This window comes from Verrucosispora sp. NA02020 (genome assembly GCF_013364215.1).
Classification (GTDB): Bacteria; Actinomycetota; Actinomycetes; order Mycobacteriales; family Micromonosporaceae; genus Micromonospora.
Genome location: NZ_CP054923.1, coordinates 4,110,587 through 4,129,132 on the forward strand (window position 1 = coordinate 4,110,587; position 18,546 = coordinate 4,129,132).

Consider the following 18,546-nt stretch of genomic DNA (forward strand, 5'->3'; position numbering starts at 1 on the left):
GTGGCGTTCGCGGTTGTGGTGGCGAGGCCGGGCGTCCCGCCGTCGAGCGTGGGCACGGCGGGACCGGGTGCCGCCGTCAACCGGCTGCCGGCGCGAGTCGGGCGAGGTGCGTGTCGATCTCCGTGCGGGCGTCGGCGGGACTCAGGCCGGTGGTCAGGATCCGGACCGTGATGCCGTCGGTCAGGGTGGTCAGCGCGGCGGCCTCGGCGCGCGGTTCGACGTGCGCCCCGAGGTCGCCGCCGGCCCGACCCCGGGTGAGCAACCGTTCGAGGTTGGCCTGCAGGGCCGCCTCGCTCTCGGCGAGGATCTCCGCTATCTGCGCGTCGACCAGCGCCTCGGCGGTCAGGACGAGCCAGACCCGGGCCTCGAAGGTCCGCTCGTCGTCCAGCGGGACGATTTCGCACGCCGCCTGCCGGAGGACGTCCACGGTGATGGCGTCCGCCGGGATCGTCTGCGCCCGGCGCGTCACCCGTTCGGCGAGGTGCGCGATGGCCGCCTGCACCATGCGTTCCCTGGTCGGCAGGTAGTGCTGAGCGGTCGCCAGCGCCATGCCGGCCTCGGTGGCGACCGCCCGGACGGTCATCCCGACCGAGCCCGAGCGGGCGAGCACTGTGCAGGCGGCGGCACCGAGATGCCGCCGCCGCTCCTCATGATCCACAACCTTCGGCACGCCAGCGATCATAGATGATCGGTCATTTGACCGATATAGGTCAGCGACCTAATCTAGCGCCCATGAGCAGTTCCGCACCGGGCCGGACCACCCCGATCACCCACGCCCCTCGATTCACCTACCTCGACATGGCCCTGGTGTTCCTCGTCGGCATCGGCCTGGCCAACTCGGCCGTGGCGGACTTCCTGGCACAGGGACCGGCCCGGCTGGGCATGTCCGAGATGGCGGCCACGAGCATCGCCTGGGCACTGATCAACGGCACCCAGTTGGCCGTCGGCCTGCTGGTCACCTGGCACCGCTTCGGCGCGATCCGCCGACCGCTGCTGCTGGAGCGCCCCGACCGGGCCCAGGTCGGCGCCGCCGCCGGATGGGGCCTGGCCAAGGCCGCGCTGACCCTCGGCCTGCTGCTGGTGCTGCCCACCGCGCTCACCGAGGGCGGCGGTGGAGAGGGCGGCTACCCCGCCGGGAGCCTCCTGGCGCAGTTCACCTTCGCGTTCGCCTTCGGTGCCGTCGCCTCACCCGTCTACGAGGAGGTCCTCTACCGGGGCGTCTTCTTCCGCGGACTGGCGGCCCGGATGCCTGCCGTCGCCGCCATCGTCCTCTCCTCGGCTTTCTTCGCCGTAGCGCACCTGCCCCGGTTCTTCAACACCATCAGTGCGCTCGTCGCCGGGCTCATCTTCGCCTGGCTGCTGCACCGGTACCGCAACCTCTGGGTGCCGATCCTGGCCCACGCGGTCAGCAACGGCACCCTGGTCGTGCTGGCCTTCGCCGTCGAGGCCACCGCAGGTTAGTCGTCGGACAGGTCGGCCAGGTCACGCGCCACCAGGTCGGCCAGCAGCGTGTGCCGCCCCGGGTCGTTGTCGGGCGTGATGCCCCGACTCGGCATCTCCACGGTCATCAGCAGGTGCAGGTGCATCCGGTACAGCGCCAACCGGCGGCGCACCCCGTCGTCGAAGACGAGCGGCGTGCCGGTGGCCTCGGCGTACCCGCGCAGGAACGGATGGGTCGGCTCGTCCTCGGCCCGCCGGAACAGCAGCGGCGAGACCAGGTCCAGCAGCGGGTCGCCGTAGAGGAACCGTTCGCCGTCGACCAGCCCGCACATCCGGTACGCGCCGGTGGCGTCCGGCGCGGCCAGCACGTTGCCGTCCCAGCAGTCGAAGTGCAGCAGCGCCGGGCGGCGTACCTGGTCGAGCAGGTCACCGTGCCGGGCCACCAGCGCGCGGAACCGCTGCGGCGGGGCGGGCAGTGCGATGTCCCAGTCGGCGGCGTCGGCGAGCAGGTCATCGATGATCGCCGTGAACGCCGCCCGCCAGGTCGTCCCGCCGCTGCGGCCCGCGTCGTAGCCGAACCGGTCGCCGGTGATCCGGTGCACGGCCGCCGTCGCCGCGCCCAGGTCGGCGCGGGCCGGTGCGTCGTCGACGTCCAGGTCGGGCAGGGCGCGGCCGGGCAGTCGGCTGGTGACCAGCCACTCGCCGAGGCGCGGGTGCACGCCGTGGTGCAGCACGGCCGGCACCGGCACCGTCGGTGCGCCGTCGGCGACCAGCCGGAAGTAGCGGGCCTCGGCGGCGAGCAGCCCGGTCTCGTACCGCAGCAGCCGGGCGCGGGGCGGCGGGCCCACCTTGAGCACGACCTGGCGGTCGTCGTCGAGGTGGACCCACCACACGGTCGCGAAGCCGCCGCCGGTCAGCGGCGCACAGTCGCGGACCTTGCGGTCGGGGCCGAACGAGGCCCGGACGTAGTCGGCCACGTCGTCGGCGGTGAGGACCTGTTGGGTGGGGCTGAGCGGCGGCACCGGACCAGGGTATGCGTCCGGTGCCGCCGGTCACCGGTCAGCCGCCGGTCACCACTCCGGTCAGCACCACGTCCACGATCGGCCCGTCCTCGGGCTCGGCGAAGGTCAGCTCGATCCACTCGTCCGGCTCGGTCACCGAGTCGGCGACCGTCGGCACGATGACCTCACCGACGCCGGTCTCGGCCGGAATCACCAGGTACGGCGTCAGCCAGGTCTGCGACAACGGCCGTTCCGGCTGCACCGGCTCGAACGCGTTGTCGGTGAACCAGTCCGGGTCGACGTCCAGGGTGGACAACTCCGGTCCGTCGCTGGGCGCCTGCGGCCAGGTGGACAGGAACAGGCCCTGCTCGGTCGGCGCCGACGCCGACAAGCGCCAGCTCAGCAACTCGCCCTCGGCCACGCGCGCCTCGCGGGACTCGACGGTGAGCACCGGCACCGGGTCGTCGTTGCGGACGTCGAGTCCACCGACGTAGTCGCCGACCACCACGCCCCGGTCCGTCTTGACGGACAAGGTGTACTGCTCGGTGTAGTTCCACAGCGTGTCCCCGACCACCTCGACCGGCACCGGGATGCGGCGCTGACCGGGCCGCACGGTGGCCGTCCAGATGCGCGTCTCGAGGGTCACCGGGTCGAGCAGGTACAGCCGTACCGCGCCGCTGCCGCGTCCGGTCAACGACACCGGGATCTCGTGCGTCCGGGTGCCGGAGTCGCCCTCGGACACCTGGAGGGTGCCGACGTCGAGGCGGGGCAGGGGGGCCGGGCGTGGGTCGGGCGTGCCCGGCGCCCATCCCCACGCGTCGAGCAGCCAGGCGCGGCCGGTCGCGCTGCGCGGGGTGATCTCGATTGCGGCGAGCCGGGTGGGGGCGCCCTTCAGCGGCACCCGCATCTCCTGTGCCCAGTACGAGGTCGTGTACCCGGTCCCGGGCAGGCCGTCGACCCGGACCTCGCCGAGCCGGGTGCGCCGTCCGTCGGTGCCGACGACGGTGACGTCCCACCGGTTGTCGGTGGTGTTCGGCGGGACGATGACGCGGAGTGCCAGCTCCCGGGCACCGGCGACGGAGACCGGCCGGGGCGGCGCCAGCCGGATCGGGGTGCCGGCGCGGGACCAGGTCAGCTCGGCCGCGTACCGGTCGGCGTCGGGCACGTTCCAGTAGAACGGCACGAAGTGCGCGAACTGCGCGTTGCGGTCGTCCGGGTCGAGGCAGGACCGCTGCGGGTCGAAGGTGACCTGTTCGCAGAGGCGAGCCCCGCCGGAGAGCCTGGTCGACGCATCCGGCGTCAGGACCGGCGTGCGGTTGCCGCCGAGCGCGTGACTGCGCACCCGGGCCGGGTCGGCCGAGGGGGCGCGTCGGCCGCTGCCGTCGAGCAGTGGTCGGACCCGGTCGTCGCCCGCGACGAAGAGCCGTGCGGCGGCGGCGACGTAGGTGGCGCCGACGGTCTGCTGCTGCGCGGCGGTGAGCCGGGTCGGGGTGCCGGGATCACAGACGGCATCCGGGCCGCCGTCGTCGGTGAAGAAGTCGTCCCACGACGGGGCCACCGCCTGTCCGGGCGTCCATTCGGTGTTGAAGAAGTTGTGGTTGGCGCCGATGACGTAGAGCGCACTGTGCAACGCGCGGCCGGAGCTGACCCCGCGCGTGCCGTCCACGAAGATCTGGCCCTGCTGGTCGAGGACGTCACCGTCGCAGCCGGGCAGGATCGTTACCGACGGGACGTCCGGCACCGGGTTGTGGCCGAAGATGGTCGGACCGATCAGCAGCAGACCGCGTACGGTCCAGCGGACCCGGCCCGAGTAGCCGTCGACGGCGGCCGGCGGCGGGGTGAGCGAGTCCATCGCGGCGCGGTTGACGCCCTCGCCGCCCCGGGAGTGACCCACCAGGAGCACCCGGGACAGGTCGGCGCGGGGTGCCGCGCGCACGATGTCCGGCGCGGCGGCTCGGCCGGCACCGGCCCAGTCGGCCCACTTCGCCAGGTGCAGCCGGACCAGCGAGGATCGGGCCTGGGCGCCGCCGTCCTCGAGGGCCCAGTCCTGGCCGTTGATCCCGTTGGCCGAGATGGAGACCGTCAGGTAACCCTGCGAGGCGAGCAGCCGCTGCGCCTGGAGGTAGCCCCGGTGGCTGGGGATCGGATCGGTGCCGTCCGGGCAGGGCCACTGGAGGAACAGATCGTCGGCACCGCTCTGGTAGCAGTTCGTGTGGCGGCCGTGCAGGAACACCGCGAGCGGTCGGGCACCGGCGGCCCGCTGCGGCGCGACCACGACGGCGCGCATCTCCACCTTCTCCGGGAAGTCCGGCAGCGTGACGGCGGGCAGGTCGTACTCGCCGGTGATCGGTGCGTGGGGTCCGGGGACGCCGGGATCGACGGCGGCGGCGGGCTGCGGAGCGGGTGCGGCGGGGACCGGCCCCGACCGGCGGGCGGTCGGCGGAGCCGCCCCGTCGAGCCGCCTACCGCCGGCGCGCACGCTGAGCTCGTCGGGTTCGACCGGCCCGGTCAGCGGCAGGCTGAACGTGTGTCCGTCCGGGTGCGGGCGGGCCTGGCCGAGCCGCCGGTCACCGGACCAGAACTCGACCGCGGCACCACCGACCGGCACCCGGGTGCTCGAACGCCAGGTCAGCTCGCCGCCGGCCATCGACCAGCCGGTGGCGGCCGGCCGGGGCGCGGGGCTGCCCGGAGGAGCCGCCACCGCCGGCCCGGTGGCACCGGCCACCATCGCCACGGCGAGCGCGGCGGAGATCAGTAATCTACGCATGACACTACGTCTATCTCAGCCGCGCAACCCGATCGCGGCGGCCCGGCGGTCAGCCGGATGGCGGGGCGGAACTGTCCCGGCGGACCAGCTCGGCGGCGAGCGACTCCACCCGGGGGCGGTCCGCACCCGGGTCCAGGGCCAGCGCCATCGCCCGCGCGCCCATCTCCACCAGCGGCAGCCGGATCGTGGTCAGCGTCGGGGTGACGTCCCGGGCCATCGGCATGTCGTCGAAGCCGACGACGCTGACCCGGTCGGGCACCGCCAGCCCACGCGAGCGCAGCAGCGCCAGCGCGCCGATCGCCATCGAGTCGTTGAGCGCCGCGATGGCGGTCAGCTCCGGTTCCGCGTCGAGCAGGGCGGCGGTGGCGGCGGCACCGCTGTCGCGGTCGAACTCGGCGTACCGGATGCGCTGTTCCGGCAGGTCGCGGCCGTGGGCGGTGAGTTCCTCGCGCAGCCCGGTCAACCGGTCGGTGGTGGTGGTCAACACCTGGGGGCCGGCCACCACCCCGATCCGGTCGTGGCCCAGCCGGCACAGCTCCTGCCCGAGCAGCCGGGCGCCGCTGCGGTTGTCGGGCATCACCGCGTCGCCGGAGTGTTCGTGCCGGCCGATCACCGCGACCCGCCCGCCGGTCGCCTCGTACGCGGTCAGCTTGCCGTTGAGCAGGCGGGTGAACTCCGTGTCGTGGTAGCCGGAGCCGGCCAGGATGATGGCGGCCACCTGGTGCCCGCGCAGCAGCTCGACATACTCCAACTCGCGTTCCGGGTCGCGGTAACTGTTGCAGATCATCAGCAGCCGACCCTGGTCGGTGGCGACCCGTTGCAGGCCCCGGGTGATCTCGGAGAAGTACGGGTCGGAGACGTCGTGCACGATCACGCCGACCGCGCCCCGGTGCGAGCGGGCGAGCAGTTGGGCGTGGGCGTTGGGCACGTACTGCAACTCGGCGACGGCCTGGAGCACCCGCTCCCGCAACTCGACGGTGACCGGCTTGCTGCTGCCGTTGATCACCCGAGAGGCGGTGGCGGGGGAGACGCCGGCCCGCCGGGCCACATCGGACAGAGTCGCCACGTACCGCCCCCTTGCGCTCACGCCGCGCGCCTGCGGCCAGCGTCACCGTACCGCAGTCGGGGTCTCCCGCTCGGGGGCCGGTTCCGGCAGCTCACACCGCTGGTCGCGGCCCAGCTCAGCGCGCTTCGCACGGTGTCGGGACGGTGGCCGGCACCGGTCGGTGGGTGGTGGGTGCCGGAAATATCGCTGCCGGGAGAGCGCTTGCCCAGGCGTGACCGTCCGGCCTAGGCTACGCGGGGAAAGCGCTTACCTGAGCGTGTACGACGGAAGGACCCCCATGACCCGCAGGTCGATCGGCATCATCGTGAACGGCGTCACCGGCCGGATGGGATACCGGCAGCATCTGGTGCGCTCCCTGCTGGCCATCCGCGACGCCGGCGGCGTACGGCTGCCCGACGGCACCACCCTCTGGCCGCACCTCGTGCTGGTCGGCCGCAGTGAGGCCAAGCTGCGGGAGATCGCCGACCGGCACGGCCTGACCGACTGGACCACCGACCTGAGCGCGGCGCTGGCCCGCGACGACGTCGAGATCTACTTCGACGCGCAGGTCACCCAGCAGCGGGAGAAGGCGATCCGGCAGGCCATCGAGGCCGGCAAGCACATCTACACCGAGAAGCCGCTGGCCGAGGACACCGCCGCCGCACTGGACCTGGCCCGTGCCGCGAACGCCGCCGGCATCCGCACCGGCGTGGTGCAGGACAAACTCTTCCTGCCCGGGCTGCGCAAACTCAAGCGGCTGCTCGACGGCGGCTTCTTCGGTCAGGTGCTGTCGGTGCGCGGCGACTTCGGCTACTGGGTCTTCGAGGGCGACTGGCAGCCCGCCCAGCGTCCCTCGTGGAACTACCGGGCCTCCGACGGCGGCGGCATCGTGGTCGACATGTTCCCGCACTGGCACTACGTGCTGGCGGAACTCTTCGGCGAGGTCCGCAGCGTCTCGGCCACCGTCGCCACGCACATCCCGCAGCGCGTCGACGAGCGGGGTCGCCCGTACGCGGCCACCGCCGACGACGCCGCGTACGCCGTGTTCGAGCTGGCCGGCGGCGTGATCGCCCAGCTCAACTCCTCCTGGTGCGTCCGGGTGCACCGGGACGAACTGGTCGAGTTCCAGGTCGACGGCACGCAGGGCAGCGCGGTGGCCGGACTGCGTCGCTGCCGGGTGCAGCACCGCGCGGTCACCCCGAAGCCGGTGTGGAACCCGGACCTGCCGGCCACCGAGGACTTCCGGTCGCAGTGGACCGAGGTGCCGGACAACGAGGAGTTCGACAACGGCTTCAAGGTGCAGTGGGAGGCGTTCCTGCGGCACGTCGCCGTCGGCGAGCCGTTCCCGTGGGACTTCCTGGCCGGGGCGCGCGGCGTGCAACTGGCCGAGCTGGGTCTGGTGTCGGCCCGCGAGGGGCGCCGCGTCGAGATCCCGGAGCTGTCGCTGTGAGCGCCACCGAGGTCACCCTGCCCGGTGGCCGGCGACTGCGGCTGGCCGGTGGCACCGGGCACCCCCGCCCCGACGGCCCGCCGCGCAGCCGGATCGCCTATGCCGCCGCGCACGTGGTGGCCGACCCGCAGGCCGACAACACCCCGGGTACGCCCGCCGTCGTCGACTGGGAGAGCACCCTCGCCTTCCGTCGCCACCTCTGGTCGTACGGGCTGGGGGTGGCCGAGGCGATGGACACCGCGCAGCGCGGCATGGGCCTGGACTATTCGGCCACCCGGGAACTGATCCGGCGCAGCGCGGCCGAGGCCCGGGCGGCCGGCGGTCGGATCGTCGCCGGTGCCGCCACCGACCAGCTCCCGGCCGGCCCGGTCACCCTCGCCGAGGTCACCGCCGCCTACCGCGAGCAGATCGACGACGTGCAGGCCGCCGGGGCGGTGCCGGTGCTGATGTGCAGCCGCCACCTGGCCGCCGCCGCCCGTGGCCCCGAGGACTACCTGCGGGTGTACGACGACCTGCTGTCCGCCGCCGATCGGCCGGTGGTGCTGCACTGGCTCGGCCCGATGTTCGACCCGGCGTTGGCCGGCTACTGGGGCTCGACCGACCTGGACCTGGCCGCCGACACGGTGGTGGAGCTGCTCAAGTCACACGCCGCCCGGGTCGACGGGATCAAGGTGTCGCTGCTCGACGCCGGACGCGAGGTGGCGTTGCGCCGCCGACTGCCGGCCGGCGTACGCCTCTACACCGGCGACGACTTCCACTACCCGGAGCTGATCCGGGGCGACGCGGACGGCTACTCCGACGCGCTGCTGGGTGTCTTCGCGGCCATCGCACCGGCCGCGTCGGCCGCGTTCGCCGCCCTCGACCGGGGCGACCTGACCGCGTACGACGAGATCTTCGCGCCCACCGTGCCGCTGGCCCGGCACCTGTTCGCGGCCCCGACCTGGTATTACAAGACCGGGATCGTCTTCCTCGCCTGGTTGGCCGGTCACCAGGACCACTTCACCATGGTCGGCGGCCTCCAGTCCGGCCGGTCACCGGCGCACCTGGGCACCCTGCTCACCCTGGCCGACGCCGCCGGCCTGCTGCCCGACGCCGAGCTGGCCGCCGCCCGCGCCCGGGCCTTCTTCCAGGTGGCGGGGGTGGCCCAGTGACCGGCGGGCGCCCGGAGCTGGCCCGCTTCTCGTTCAACCAGGCCACCGCCACGCACTGGGCGCTGCCCGACGTGGTGGCCGGGTGCGTCGACGCCGGGGTGCCCGGCATCGGCCTGTGGCGCGAGCCGGTTGCCGAGTACGGCCTGGACCGCGCCGCCAAGCTGGTCCGCGACGCCGGGCTGGCGGTCACCACGCTGTGCCGGGGCGGGTTCTTCACCGCCGACGACTGGTGGGACGAGAACCGGCGCGCCGTCGACGAGGCCACCGCGCTCGGCGCGCCGGTGCTGGTGCTGGTCTCCGGCGGCCTCCCTTCGGGCAGCAAGGACATCGACGGGGCGCGCGCCCGGGTGGCCGACGCCGTCGCCGAACTGGCCCCGTACGCCGACTCGGCCGGGGTGACGCTCGCCATCGAGCCGTTGCACCCGATGTTCAGCGCCGACCGCTGCGTCATCGCCACCCTCGGCCAGGCCCTCGACATCGCCGAACGGTTCGACCCGGGCGTGGTCGGCGTGGTGGTGGACGCCTACCACGTGTGGTGGGACGACACCGTCCACGACCAGATCGCCCGCGCGGGGGAGTGGATCGCCTCGTTCCAGGTCTGCGACTGGATCACCCCGCTGCCCGAGGGCGTGCTGCTGGGGCGGGCGCTGCCCGGCGACGGCTGCATCGAGCTGCGCCGGATGCGCGAGGCGGTCGACGCGGCCGGCTACACCGGCCCGATCGAGGTGGAGGTCTTCAACGCGCAGGTGTGGGCGCGTCCCGGTGCGGAGGTGCTGGCCGCCTCGATCGACGGCTACCTGCGCGAGGTGGCCTGATCACAGCTCGCGCGCGCAGATGATCCGGGCTCGTCGCCCTGTCAGGTGTAGTAGGCGACCTGACAGGGCGTGCCGCCGACCTCGAAGGCGGTCGGTCGCTGAGTCGCGATGAAGGCGACGCCGCTGAAGCGCATGATGGCAGCCGCGCCGGGCGCGAGGGTGTTGGTGTACGGAGGCCACGCCGGAGTGAGTGTGCCGGTGGTGCCCACGAGAGTCAGGGTGCCGTTCTCCGCGTAGGGATGGACGTATGCGGGGAGCGGTGCGGTGAAGCGGACGGCCCAGTCGACGAGGGGCGCCGAGCCCGTGTTCACCACCACGATGGTGGTCATGTAGGCGGATCCGTGCATGACCACGGAGACCGGGCAGATGACGGTGGCCGGGTCGGCGGTCGATGAGGGGTTCGCCGTGGAGGCGCGGGCGAGCGTCGTCGGCGCCAGCACGGTCACGCAGACGGCGACCAGCAGCGCCGGCCACAGGGCGCGGAATCTGACCATGGCGGGATCCCCCGATCGAGTCGACGACACATCAATTGTCGTCTGTCGATGCGATGCCCCGTCCAGAGGTGCGCGCGATAAACCCCGTATGTGAGTTCTCGTGGAACGGAGTGTCCGTCAGCCCGTCGTGGTGCGGTTGGCGAGGGCGTCGACCAGGCGGCGGGTGGAGCCGGCCAGGTTCCACCGCTCGGCCAGCTCGACCAGGCGTTCCGGGTCGGCCGGTGCGGTCGGCAACTCGGTGGGCAGCGACGGCAGCGGCACGTCCAGGGCGACCCGCACCACCTTCGGTGCCACTGCCAGGTAGTCGCGGGCGGCGTCGAGCTTGGTGCGCAGGCCGGGGGCGAAACCGGAGGCCGGATCATCCAGCGCGGCCAGGATGCCGGCGATGTCGCCGTACCGCTCGATCAGCCGGGCGGCGGTCTTCTCGCCGACGCCGGCCACGCCCGGCAGCCCGTCACTGGGGTCGCCCCGCAGCGCGGCGAAGTCGGCGTACCGGTCGGCGGCCACCCCGTAGCGGGCCCGGACGGCGGTGTCGTCGCAGTCGTCCAGCTTGGCCACGCCCCGCCCGACGTAGAGCAGCCGCACCCCACGGGCGTCGTCGACGAGTTGGAACAGGTCACGGTCGCCGGAGACCACCTCGACCGGGCCGGGCTGGGTGACCGAGAGCGTGCCCAGCACGTCGTCGGCCTCGTAGCCGGTCGCGCCGACCACGGTGATGCCGAGGGCGTCGAGCACGTCCAGGATCATCGGCACCTGCGGGCTGAGGGTGTCCGGCACGACCTCGCCGCCCTCGGGGGCCACCCGGTGCGCCTTGTACGACGGCAGCAGCGCGACCCGCCAGTCCGGCCGCCAGTCGTGGTCCATCGCGCACACCATCCGGCCCGGCCGCCGGGTGCGGACCAGTTGGGCGAGCATGTCGAGGAATCCGCGTACGGCGTTGACCGGCTGGCCGTCGGCGGTCCGCGCGGCCGACTCGGGGATGCCGAAGTAGGCCCGGAAGTAGAGACTGGGCGCGTCGACGAGCATGATCGGGGTCTGCTGTGCCACGCCCGACAGCCTGGCACATCCCACCGACGTTCGCGGTCGACGGCACGTCGACGGCGCGATCCAGGAGGACGCGATGACCACGAGGCCCCGACTCGCGCTGACCACGGTCAACCTGGACACACCCGACCCGGCGGCGCTGTCCCGCTTCTACGCGCGACTGCTCGGTTGGACGGTGGAGGTCGAGGAGGCCGACGACGTCATCCTGCGCGGGCCCGAGGGCGGGGTGGGCCTGTCCTTCCAGCGCGAGCGGGCGTACGTGCGGCCGACCTGGCCGGCCGAGGCGGACCGGCAGCAGATGATGATGCATCTGGAGATCGGGGTCGAAGACCTGGCCGCCGCCCTGGAGCACGCGCTGGCCTGTGGTGCCACGCTGGCCGAGTTCCAGCCGCAGGACGACGTGCGGGTCTGCCTGGACCCGGACGGCCACCCGTTCTGTCTCTGGCTGATGGACTGACCGCGAGGCCGGTCGGTCGGTGGTCGACACGACCCGCACCGTCCGTGCCCGCCACCCGAACGAACGTTAAGCTGAGCGGGTGGGAGCCAGAAGCTGCCACGGCGTACGACAGCTCACCACCATCCCACGGAGCTCACCACGCTATGACCGTCGACCGGATCCTGCCCACCGAAGAGGCCCACGACCTGCTGGAGCTGGCCACCGAACTCGCCGACCGCGAGCTGGCCCCGAAGGCCGTCGAGTTCGAGCAGCGCGCCGAGTTCCCCCGCGAGCTGCTGCGCACCCTGGGCCGGGCCGGTCTGCTCGGCCTGCCCTATCCGGAGGAGTACGGCGGCGCCGCCCAGCCGTACGAGGTCTACCTCCAGGTGCTGGAGATCCTGGCGAGCCGCTGGCTGGCGGTCGCCGAGGCGGTCAGCGTGCACACGCTCTCCTGCCACCCGGTCGCCACGTTCGGCGACGACGCCCAGCGCAAGCTGCTGCCCGACATGATCGGCGGCGAGCTGCTCGGCGCGTACTGCCTCTCCGAACCGCAGGGTGGCTCGGACGCCGCCGCGCTGACCACCAAGGCGGTCCGCGACGGCGACGCGTACGTGGTCACCGGCACCAAGGCATGGATCACCCACGCCCAGGTGGCCGACTTCTACAACGTCTTCTGCCGCACCGGCGTACCCGGTCCGCGGGGCATCTCCTGCCTGCTGCTCGACCGGGCCACTCCCGGTCTCCACCCGCAGGCCGCCGAGCGCACCATGGGACTGCGGTCGTCACCGGTGGCACAGCTCGTCTTCGACGACGCGCGGGTGCCGGCGGAGCGGCTGATCGGCGGCGAGGGCGCCGGCTTCACCATCGCCATGTCCGCCCTGGACTCCGGCCGCCTCGGCATCGCCGCCTGCGCGGTGGGGTTGGCCCAGGCAGCGCTGGACTACGCGGTCGGCTACGCCCGGGAACGTCGCCAGTTCGGCCGTGCCGTCATCGACTTCCAGGGCCTCGGCTTCACCCTCGCCGACCTGGCCACGCAGATCTCCGCCGCCCGGGCGTTGACGCTCGCCGCCGCCCGGCTGCGCGACGCCGGACGGCCGTACTCGATCGAGGCGGCCAAGGCGAAACTCTTCGCCACCGACGTGGCGATGCGGGTGACCACCGACGCGGTGCAGGTGCTCGGCGGCGCCGGGTACGTGGCCGACCACCCGGTGGAGCGCTACATGCGGGAGGCCAAGGTGCTCCAGATCGTGGAGGGCACCAACCAGATCCAGCGTCTGGTGATCTCCCGGGCCCTGGCCAAGGAGTGACCGCGCCTGCCCTCGGGTGGGTTCGTCGTCGCGCGGACGGGCCTTTCCCGGTAGGTTGCACGCCGTGGAGGAGATCGACCGGGCCATCGTCGCCGCGCTGACCACGGACGGCCGGCAGTCGTACACGGATCTCGCGGAGAAGGTGGGTCTGTCCGTCTCGGCCGTGCACCAGCGGGTACGCCGGCTGGAACAGCGCGGTGTGGTCAAGGGCTACACCGCGCGGGTCTCGTTCGAGGCGCTCGACCTGCCGTTGACCGCGTTCGTGGCGATCCGGCCGTTCGACCCGTCGCAGCCGGACGACGCCCCGGTACGCCTCGCGCACCTGCCCGAGATCGACTCGTGCTACTCGGTGGCGGGGGAGGACTTCTACCTGTTGCTGGTGCGGGTGGCCGGTCCGGTCGACCTGGAACGCGTACTCCAGGAGATCCGGACCGCGGCGAACGTCACCACCCGGACGACGGTGGTGCTCTCCACGCCCTACGAAGGCCGCCCGCCGAAGATCAGTGGCGAGCCGTCGAGTCGCTCACGGTCGCGGTCGGCGGGGGAGGCGGCTGGTTCCACCGGAGGATGACCCGCCGGCCGTGCTCGTGGCCGAGCACGCTCATGGTGGCGGTGTCCAGCCGGAGCAGCCCGCCGGCCGACGGCGGCAGGCCGATCCACCGGGCACCCAGCACGCGCAGCGAGTGCGCGTGCCCGACCACCGCGACGGAACCCCGGTCGAGCAGCGGATGCACCGTGGCGAGCAGCCGGTCGAGGCGTTCGCCGACCTCGCTGGGCGACTCCCCGTTGGGGCACCCGTCGGTCCACACGTTCCAACTGGACCGTTCGTCGTGGATCTCGGCGGTGGTCCGGCCCTCGTAGTCGCCGTAGTGCCACTCGGCCAGATCCTCGTCGGTGCTGGTGACGGTCAGCCCGGCCAGTTGCGCGGTGAGCAGCGCCCGGCGGCGCGGGCTGCTCAGCACCGCGGCGAACCGCCGGCCGGCGAGCGCCGGACCGAGCGCGCGGGCCTGTCGCTCACCGTCGGGCGTCAGCTCCAGATCCGTGTACGAGGTGTGCCGGCGACTGGCGCTCCAGGTGGTCTCGCCGTGTCGGACGAGCAGGATCTCGCTCATGTTCTCAGTCAACCAGGAGTCGGATAGGATCGTGGCCATGTACTCCTGTGCCTTCTCGATGAAGCCCTGGTCCGGCCGCTGACGGCGGCAGGGTTGACCGGCTTCTTCTAGCTCCACTCTGTGTCGCCGTCCTGGTGTTCCCGCCGGGCGGCCTGATCACGCTGCCCGGCTCCACGACGAGCCGAAGAGCGCAGAGTGAACAATCTTGAACTGAACCCCACCCAGGACTCGACAGCCGGCCTGCCGGCCGGTGACCGGGCGCATGTCCGGGCCGAGGGCGTACGCGTGGTGCTGGGCGGACGGGTGGTGCTGTCCGACGTCAGCGTGACCGTCTCCGCCCGTTCGCGGCTGGCGGTCGTCGGCGAGAACGGCCGGGGCAAGACGACCCTGCTCCGGGTGCTGATCGGGGAAATCACCCCGGACCAGGGCACGGTGGAGCGTGTCGGCACGCTCGGCGTGGCCCGGCAGGCACTGGAGGCCCGCAGCGGCGAGACGGTGGGCACCCTGGTCGCCGCAGCGATCCGGGAGTCCCAGGAGGCGGTGCGGGCGCTGGACGACGCGGCGACGGGACTGGCCGAGGGCCGGCCCGGCGCGGACACCGCGTACGCCGTCGCGCTGGACGCCGCCACCCGACTGGACGCCTGGGACGCGGAACGCCGCGTGGACGTGGCACTGGCCGGGCTGGACGCCTGCCCGGACCGGCAGCGCCCGCTGTCGACGTTGTCGGTCGGCCAGCGCTACCGGGTCCGCCTGGCCTGCCTGCTCGGGGCACGGCACGACCTGCTGATGCTCGACGAGCCGACCAACCATCTCGACGCCGACAGCCTGGCGTTCCTGACCCTGCGCCTGCGTCAGCACGCGGGCGGGGTGGTGCTGGTCAGCCACGACCGGGCCCTGCTCGGTGACGTGGCCGAGGAGTTCCTCGACCTCGACCCCAGCGAGGACGGCCGCCCACGGGTCTTCGCCGGTGGGTACGCCGGCTGGCAGGAGGGCCGTCGCCGCGAGCGGGAACGCTGGTTGCACGACTACGAGGCCCAGCAGGCCGAACACCAGCGGCTGGCCGAGGCGGTGAACGAGGCACGGCAGCGGCTCAGCACCGGCTGGCGGCCGGAGAAGGGGCACGGCAAGCATCAGCGCCAGTCCCGGGCGCCCGGGGTGGTGCAGGCGTTGCGTCGCCGGCAGGAGGACCTGGACGCCCACCGGCTCACCGTGCCCGAGCCGCCGCTGCGCCTGCGCTGGCCCGAGCTGCGGACCCGGCCCGGGGCGCCGTTGCTGCGCTGCGACGACGTGACGGTGGCCGGGCGGCTGCACCAGCCGGTCACGCTCACCCTGGACGGTGGGGAGCGGCTGCTGGTGACCGGGCCCAACGGTGCCGGCAAGTCGACCCTGCTCGAGGTGCTCGCCCAGAACCTCGAACCCTCCACCGGCGCCGTCCGGCACCTGGGGCGGGCCCGGGTGGCGTACCTGGGACAGGAGGTGCCGGCATGGCCGTCGACCGCGCTCGCCCGCGACCTGTACGACCAGCACGTGGGTCGGCTCCAGTCCGCAGGTCGGCTCCGGGAGGCCGACCGCCTGCCGCTGGGCGCGACGCACCTGCTGGACCGGGAGGCGCTGCGTACTCCGGTGGGCCGCATGTCGCAGGGGCAGCAGCGGCGGCTGAACCTGGCCCTGCGCCTGGCCGAGCTGCCCGACCTGTTGATCCTCGACGAGCCCACCAACCACCTCTCGGCGCTGCTGGTGGACGAGTTGACCGCCGCGTTGCGGGAGACCCCGGCGGCGGTGGTGGTCGCCACCCACGACCGCCAGATGCTCGCCGACCTGGCGGACTGGCAGATCCTGTCGCTGGGAGCCGCCGAGGAGTCGCCCTGACGGACGCTCCCTGTCCGGCTGCTCGACGGTGCGGTGGTGAGTGGTGGCCAGGTCGTGGTCTGGCCACCACCGCCCCCTACCCCGAAGGACGCTGGGCCCATGACCTGACCCGCCCATCCTTCGGGGTAGGGCTTCGGGGTAGGGGCACTGTCGAGCTGATGGCACGGACGGATCAGGCGATCTGCCGCGTCGCTCGGCCCGGCGAGGGTGACCTCTCGGCCGCCTTTGCTCTGCTTCAACCACCGCACTGCTTCTGGGCGCGGACCGTTGCGGTGGTTGAAGCAGAGCAGGAGGGTCTGCGCCTGGACGAATCGGTTCAAGATCTTGGACAGTTTCCGTTTCGAGCTAACGGAAACTGTCCAAGGTTCACATTCGAGGGGCGGTGGTGGGATCCCGTTGGGGGCGGTTGGTGGCATCCGTGCCAGAGGCGGCGCGATGTGACGCACGAACGGAGGTGGTCGGCAGACCCGGCGGCCGACGGAGTGGGCGTGTCGGAGGCGGACGGGGATCGGGCTCCACTCCAGAACGAGGGGTGGGGAAGTGGGAACGCGGGCCCGCCGGCGACGACGGCCGGGCGCATGACGTCTCAGCTGGCTGGCGGGAACCGGCAGACCAACTGCGCTACCAGTCGTCGCTGACCAGGGCAGGGACTTCCGATAGCAGGGACGGTTCAGCTCGACAGCGGCCATAAGGCAGGTCAACAGCCCGCTGAGGGCGGCGGCAGCTCGCGACGATCAGTACACCTAGCTTCCTAGGACGCCCTAGCGGATGTGCACGGCACCACCGCTCCGAGAACAGTTTCAGATCATCGGGGGCGGGGACACGACCGTGAGGAGCGCAGCGGATCGCTGCGCCGCCGAGGCAGGCAGGGAGGCGACATGAGCTTCACCGACAAGGCGAAGAACAAGGTCGAGGAACTGAGCGGCGCCGCCAAGGAGCGCGTCGGCGACATGACCGACAACGAGCGCATGCGTGCCGAGGGCGCCAGTGAGCAGTCCGAGGCCCGTGCCCGTCAGGCCGGTGAAAAGGTCAAGGACGCCGGCCGCGACGCCAAGGACGCCTTCACCAAGAAGTGACCGTACGTACGCCGAAGCGGGCCACCGGAACGTTCCGGTGGCCCGCTTCGCGGCGTGGCGTCAGTCGGTGGAGGAGGTACCGACCGGGCTACGCCGGGTCCGGTCAGTCGTCGCGGTGGGTCCGCCACCACTGTTGGCCGGTGTCCGGCAGGGTGTCGATCGGGTCGTAGTACGCGTACCGCTTGTTGAGGGCCTCCAGGTCGGCGGACTCGATGGAGGTGCGATAGTTCTTCGTCCAGTAGGAGATGCCGCGTTCGCGGTCGTACTCGGTGATCATGTGTACCCAGCGCTTGCCGACGAAGGGCACGTCGCAGACGATCCGGGGCGTGGCGTAGCCGGGCAGGTAGCCCATGATGTCGTGCTGGAGCTGTTGGGCGTGCCAGACCGGGACCCGCCAGTGTTCGGCGTTGGGGATCATGTCGCACATGTAGAAGTAGTACGGCAGAATGCCCGTCTCGCCCTGGAGCGCGAAGCAGAGGTCGAGCAGTTCGGTGGTGCTGGCGTTGACGCCGCGCATCAGCACGCCCTGGTTGCGGACGTCGCGTACGCCGACGTCGAGGGCGGTCTGCGCGGCCTTGGCGACCAGTGGGGTGAGCGACTGGGCGTGGTTGACGTGGGTGTGGATGGCCAGGTTGACGCCCCGTCGGGCGGCGGTGCGGGCGACCCGCTCCAGCCCCTCCACGACGTCGGGCTGGAGCCAGTGCTGGGGCAGGCCCATGAGTGCCTTGGTGGCGAGCCGGATGTCGCGGATGGTCTCGATCTCCAGCAGGCGCATCAGGTACGACTCGAGGTTGCGCCACGGGACGTTGGCCACGTCGCCGCCGGAGACCACGACGTCGCGTACGCCGGGGTGGGCCTTGAGGTAGGTGATGTGGGCGTCGTACCGGTCGACGGGTTTGAGGGTGAGTTTGAGTTTGTCGACGGCGGGGGTGGAGTTGCCGACCAGGTCCATGCGGGTGCAGTGTCCGCAGTACTGCGGACAGGTGGAGAGCAGCTCGGCGAGGACCTTGGTGGGGTAGCGGTGGGTGAGGCCCTCGGCGACCCACATGTCGTGTTCGTGCAGGGAGTCGCGGGTGGCGTACGGGTGGGAGGGCCAGTCGGTGCGTCGGTCCGAGGCGACGGGGATCATGTATCGCCGGATCGGGTCGGCCAGCAGCGTCTCGGTGGTGGGTGGGGCGTCCGGCACCATGGTGTTGATCATTTGGGGTGGTACGAGCATGGACATGGTGGCCAGGGCGCGTTGGTCGGCGTCGAGGTCGGCGTAGAAGCTCTCGTCGACGGTGTCGCCGAGCAGGGCGCGGAGCTGCTTGATGTTCTTGACGCAGTTGACGCGCTGCCACTGGGCGCTTTCCCACTGGTCGCGGGTGACGTCGCGCCAGCCGGGGAAGCGGGTCCAGTCGGGTTCGACGAGGCGGTGGCGGCGGTATTCGTAGGGCTGGCCGGTGGGTGCGGTGGTGGGGGCCGGCTCGGGTGTCGCCGGGGTGGCCTGCACCGGCGGTTGGGTCTGGGTCACGGCCCCTCCTGCGGGTGTGTCGATGG

The 18,546-nt window shown here is 72.4% G+C and carries 17 protein-coding genes; 9 read left to right on the forward strand and 8 right to left on the reverse strand.

Annotated elements, in window-relative coordinates; genetic code table 11:
• Positions 1–76: 76 nt before the first annotated feature.
• A complete protein-coding gene (locus tag HUT12_RS17785; RefSeq protein ID WP_176094094.1) occupies positions 77–670 on the reverse strand; it encodes a TetR/AcrR family transcriptional regulator in 594 nt (197 codons plus the stop codon).
• A 62-nt stretch (positions 671–732) separates the two neighbouring features.
• On the opposite strand from HUT12_RS17785, the gene HUT12_RS17790 reads away from it, so the two are divergent.
• Entirely contained in the window at positions 733–1,461 is a 729-nt protein-coding gene (locus tag HUT12_RS17790) for a CPBP family intramembrane glutamic endopeptidase (protein ID WP_176094095.1), read from the forward strand.
• On the opposite strand, the gene HUT12_RS17795 is transcribed toward HUT12_RS17790, so the two are convergent.
• Genes HUT12_RS17795 through HUT12_RS17805 form a run of 3 tightly spaced genes read right to left on the reverse strand, consistent with a single transcriptional unit; the run spans position 1,458 to position 6,274 of the window.
• Positions 1,458–2,462, reverse strand: a complete 1,005-nt coding sequence (locus HUT12_RS17795; RefSeq protein WP_176094096.1) for an aminoglycoside phosphotransferase family protein — start codon at positions 2,460–2,462, stop codon at positions 1,458–1,460. The genes HUT12_RS17790 and HUT12_RS17795 overlap by 4 nt on opposite strands.
• Positions 2,463–2,499: 37 nt before the next feature.
• Positions 2,500–5,208 (reverse strand): hypothetical protein, encoded by a 2,709-nt coding sequence (locus HUT12_RS17800; protein WP_176094097.1) that lies wholly within the window; start codon positions 5,206–5,208, stop codon positions 2,500–2,502.
• A gap of 49 nt (positions 5,209–5,257) precedes the next feature.
• Complete coding sequence (locus HUT12_RS17805) at positions 5,258–6,274, reverse strand: LacI family DNA-binding transcriptional regulator (RefSeq protein ID WP_176094098.1); 1,017 nt, start codon at positions 6,272–6,274, stop codon at positions 5,258–5,260.
• Between the two features lie 277 nt (positions 6,275–6,551).
• Here HUT12_RS17805 and HUT12_RS17810 point away from each other — a divergent pair, with 277 nt between their 5' ends.
• From HUT12_RS17810 to HUT12_RS17820, 3 genes are read left to right on the forward strand one after another with little or no spacing between them, the layout of a single operon-like run.
• Positions 6,552–7,703 carry a Gfo/Idh/MocA family protein gene (locus HUT12_RS17810; protein WP_176094099.1) on the forward strand — a complete coding sequence of 384 codons (1,152 nt, stop codon included), beginning with the start codon at positions 6,552–6,554 and terminating at the stop codon, positions 7,701–7,703.
• A complete protein-coding gene (locus tag HUT12_RS17815) occupies positions 7,700–8,854 on the forward strand; it encodes a dihydrodipicolinate synthase family protein (protein ID WP_176094100.1) in 1,155 nt (384 codons plus the stop codon). The genes HUT12_RS17810 and HUT12_RS17815 overlap by 4 nt, the downstream gene beginning before the upstream one ends.
• A complete protein-coding gene (locus HUT12_RS17820) occupies positions 8,851–9,669 on the forward strand; it encodes a sugar phosphate isomerase/epimerase (protein WP_254876869.1) in 819 nt (272 codons plus the stop codon). The genes HUT12_RS17815 and HUT12_RS17820 overlap by 4 nt, the downstream gene beginning before the upstream one ends.
• Before the next feature lie 41 nt (positions 9,670–9,710).
• Here HUT12_RS17820 and HUT12_RS17825 read toward each other — a convergent pair whose 3' ends face one another.
• Together HUT12_RS17825 and HUT12_RS17830 are read right to left on the reverse strand one after the other, a co-directional pair.
• Entirely contained in the window at positions 9,711–10,163 is a 453-nt protein-coding gene (locus HUT12_RS17825; protein WP_176094101.1) for a cellulose binding domain-containing protein, read from the reverse strand.
• A 117-nt stretch (positions 10,164–10,280) separates the two neighbouring features.
• Positions 10,281–11,189 (reverse strand): 5'-3' exonuclease, encoded by a 909-nt coding sequence (locus HUT12_RS17830; protein ID WP_176095840.1) that lies wholly within the window; start codon positions 11,187–11,189, stop codon positions 10,281–10,283.
• Between the two features lie 94 nt (positions 11,190–11,283).
• Between HUT12_RS17830 and HUT12_RS17835 the strand changes: the two genes are divergently transcribed.
• From HUT12_RS17835 to HUT12_RS17845, 3 genes are all read left to right on the forward strand, one after another.
• A complete protein-coding gene (locus HUT12_RS17835) occupies positions 11,284–11,664 on the forward strand; it encodes a VOC family protein (protein WP_176094102.1) in 381 nt (126 codons plus the stop codon).
• Positions 11,665–11,807: 143 nt separating this feature from the next.
• The gene (locus HUT12_RS17840; protein ID WP_176094103.1) at positions 11,808–12,950 is read left to right on the forward strand and encodes an acyl-CoA dehydrogenase family protein; all 1,143 of its coding nucleotides are present in this window, start codon (positions 11,808–11,810) and stop codon (positions 12,948–12,950) included.
• A gap of 64 nt (positions 12,951–13,014) precedes the next feature.
• A complete protein-coding gene (locus HUT12_RS17845) occupies positions 13,015–13,521 on the forward strand; it encodes an Lrp/AsnC family transcriptional regulator (RefSeq protein WP_176094104.1) in 507 nt (168 codons plus the stop codon).
• Here the strand turns inward: HUT12_RS17845 and HUT12_RS17850 are convergent.
• Positions 13,451–14,062, reverse strand: a complete 612-nt coding sequence (locus tag HUT12_RS17850; protein WP_176094105.1) for a histidine phosphatase family protein — start codon at positions 14,060–14,062, stop codon at positions 13,451–13,453. The two genes, HUT12_RS17845 and HUT12_RS17850, sit on opposite strands and share 71 nt — an antisense overlap.
• A 195-nt stretch (positions 14,063–14,257) precedes the next feature.
• Between HUT12_RS17850 and HUT12_RS17855 the strand changes: the two genes are divergently transcribed.
• Together HUT12_RS17855 and HUT12_RS17860 are read left to right on the forward strand one after the other, a co-directional pair.
• The gene (locus tag HUT12_RS17855) at positions 14,258–15,931 is read left to right on the forward strand and encodes an ABC-F family ATP-binding cassette domain-containing protein (RefSeq protein ID WP_254876870.1); all 1,674 of its coding nucleotides are present in this window, start codon (positions 14,258–14,260) and stop codon (positions 15,929–15,931) included.
• A gap of 878 nt (positions 15,932–16,809) precedes the next feature.
• Positions 16,810–17,007: a CsbD family protein gene (locus HUT12_RS17860; RefSeq protein ID WP_131053649.1), complete on the forward strand. Its 198-nt coding sequence runs from the start codon at positions 16,810–16,812 to the stop codon at positions 17,005–17,007.
• A gap of 103 nt (positions 17,008–17,110) precedes the next feature.
• On the opposite strand, the gene HUT12_RS17865 is transcribed toward HUT12_RS17860, so the two are convergent.
• Positions 17,111–18,499, reverse strand: a complete 1,389-nt coding sequence (locus HUT12_RS17865; RefSeq protein ID WP_236145770.1) for a KamA family radical SAM protein — start codon at positions 18,497–18,499, stop codon at positions 17,111–17,113.
• Positions 18,500–18,546: the final 47 nt, after the last annotated feature.

Bases quoted from the DNA above. Each gene is read 5' to 3' on its own strand.
- HUT12_RS17790 (WP_176094095.1), top strand. From the start codon at position 733: ATGAGCAGTTCCGCACCGGGCCGGACCACCCCGATCACCCACGCCCCT.
- HUT12_RS17800 (WP_176094097.1), bottom strand. From the start codon at position 5,208: ATGCGTAGATTACTGATCTCCGCCGCGCTCGCCGTGGCGATGGTGGCC.
- HUT12_RS17810 (WP_176094099.1), top strand. From the start codon at position 6,552: ATGACCCGCAGGTCGATCGGCATCATCGTGAACGGCGTCACCGGCCGG.
- HUT12_RS17825 (WP_176094101.1), bottom strand. From the start codon at position 10,163: ATGGTCAGATTCCGCGCCCTGTGGCCGGCGCTGCTGGTCGCCGTCTGC.
- HUT12_RS17830 (WP_176095840.1), bottom strand. From the start codon at position 11,189: ATGCTCGTCGACGCGCCCAGTCTCTACTTCCGGGCCTACTTCGGCATC.
- HUT12_RS17835 (WP_176094102.1), top strand. From the start codon at position 11,284: ATGACCACGAGGCCCCGACTCGCGCTGACCACGGTCAACCTGGACACA.
- HUT12_RS17840 (WP_176094103.1), top strand. From the start codon at position 11,808: ATGACCGTCGACCGGATCCTGCCCACCGAAGAGGCCCACGACCTGCTG.
- HUT12_RS17850 (WP_176094105.1), bottom strand. From the start codon at position 14,062: ATGAGCGAGATCCTGCTCGTCCGACACGGCGAGACCACCTGGAGCGCC.
- HUT12_RS17860 (WP_131053649.1), top strand. From the start codon at position 16,810: ATGAGCTTCACCGACAAGGCGAAGAACAAGGTCGAGGAACTGAGCGGC.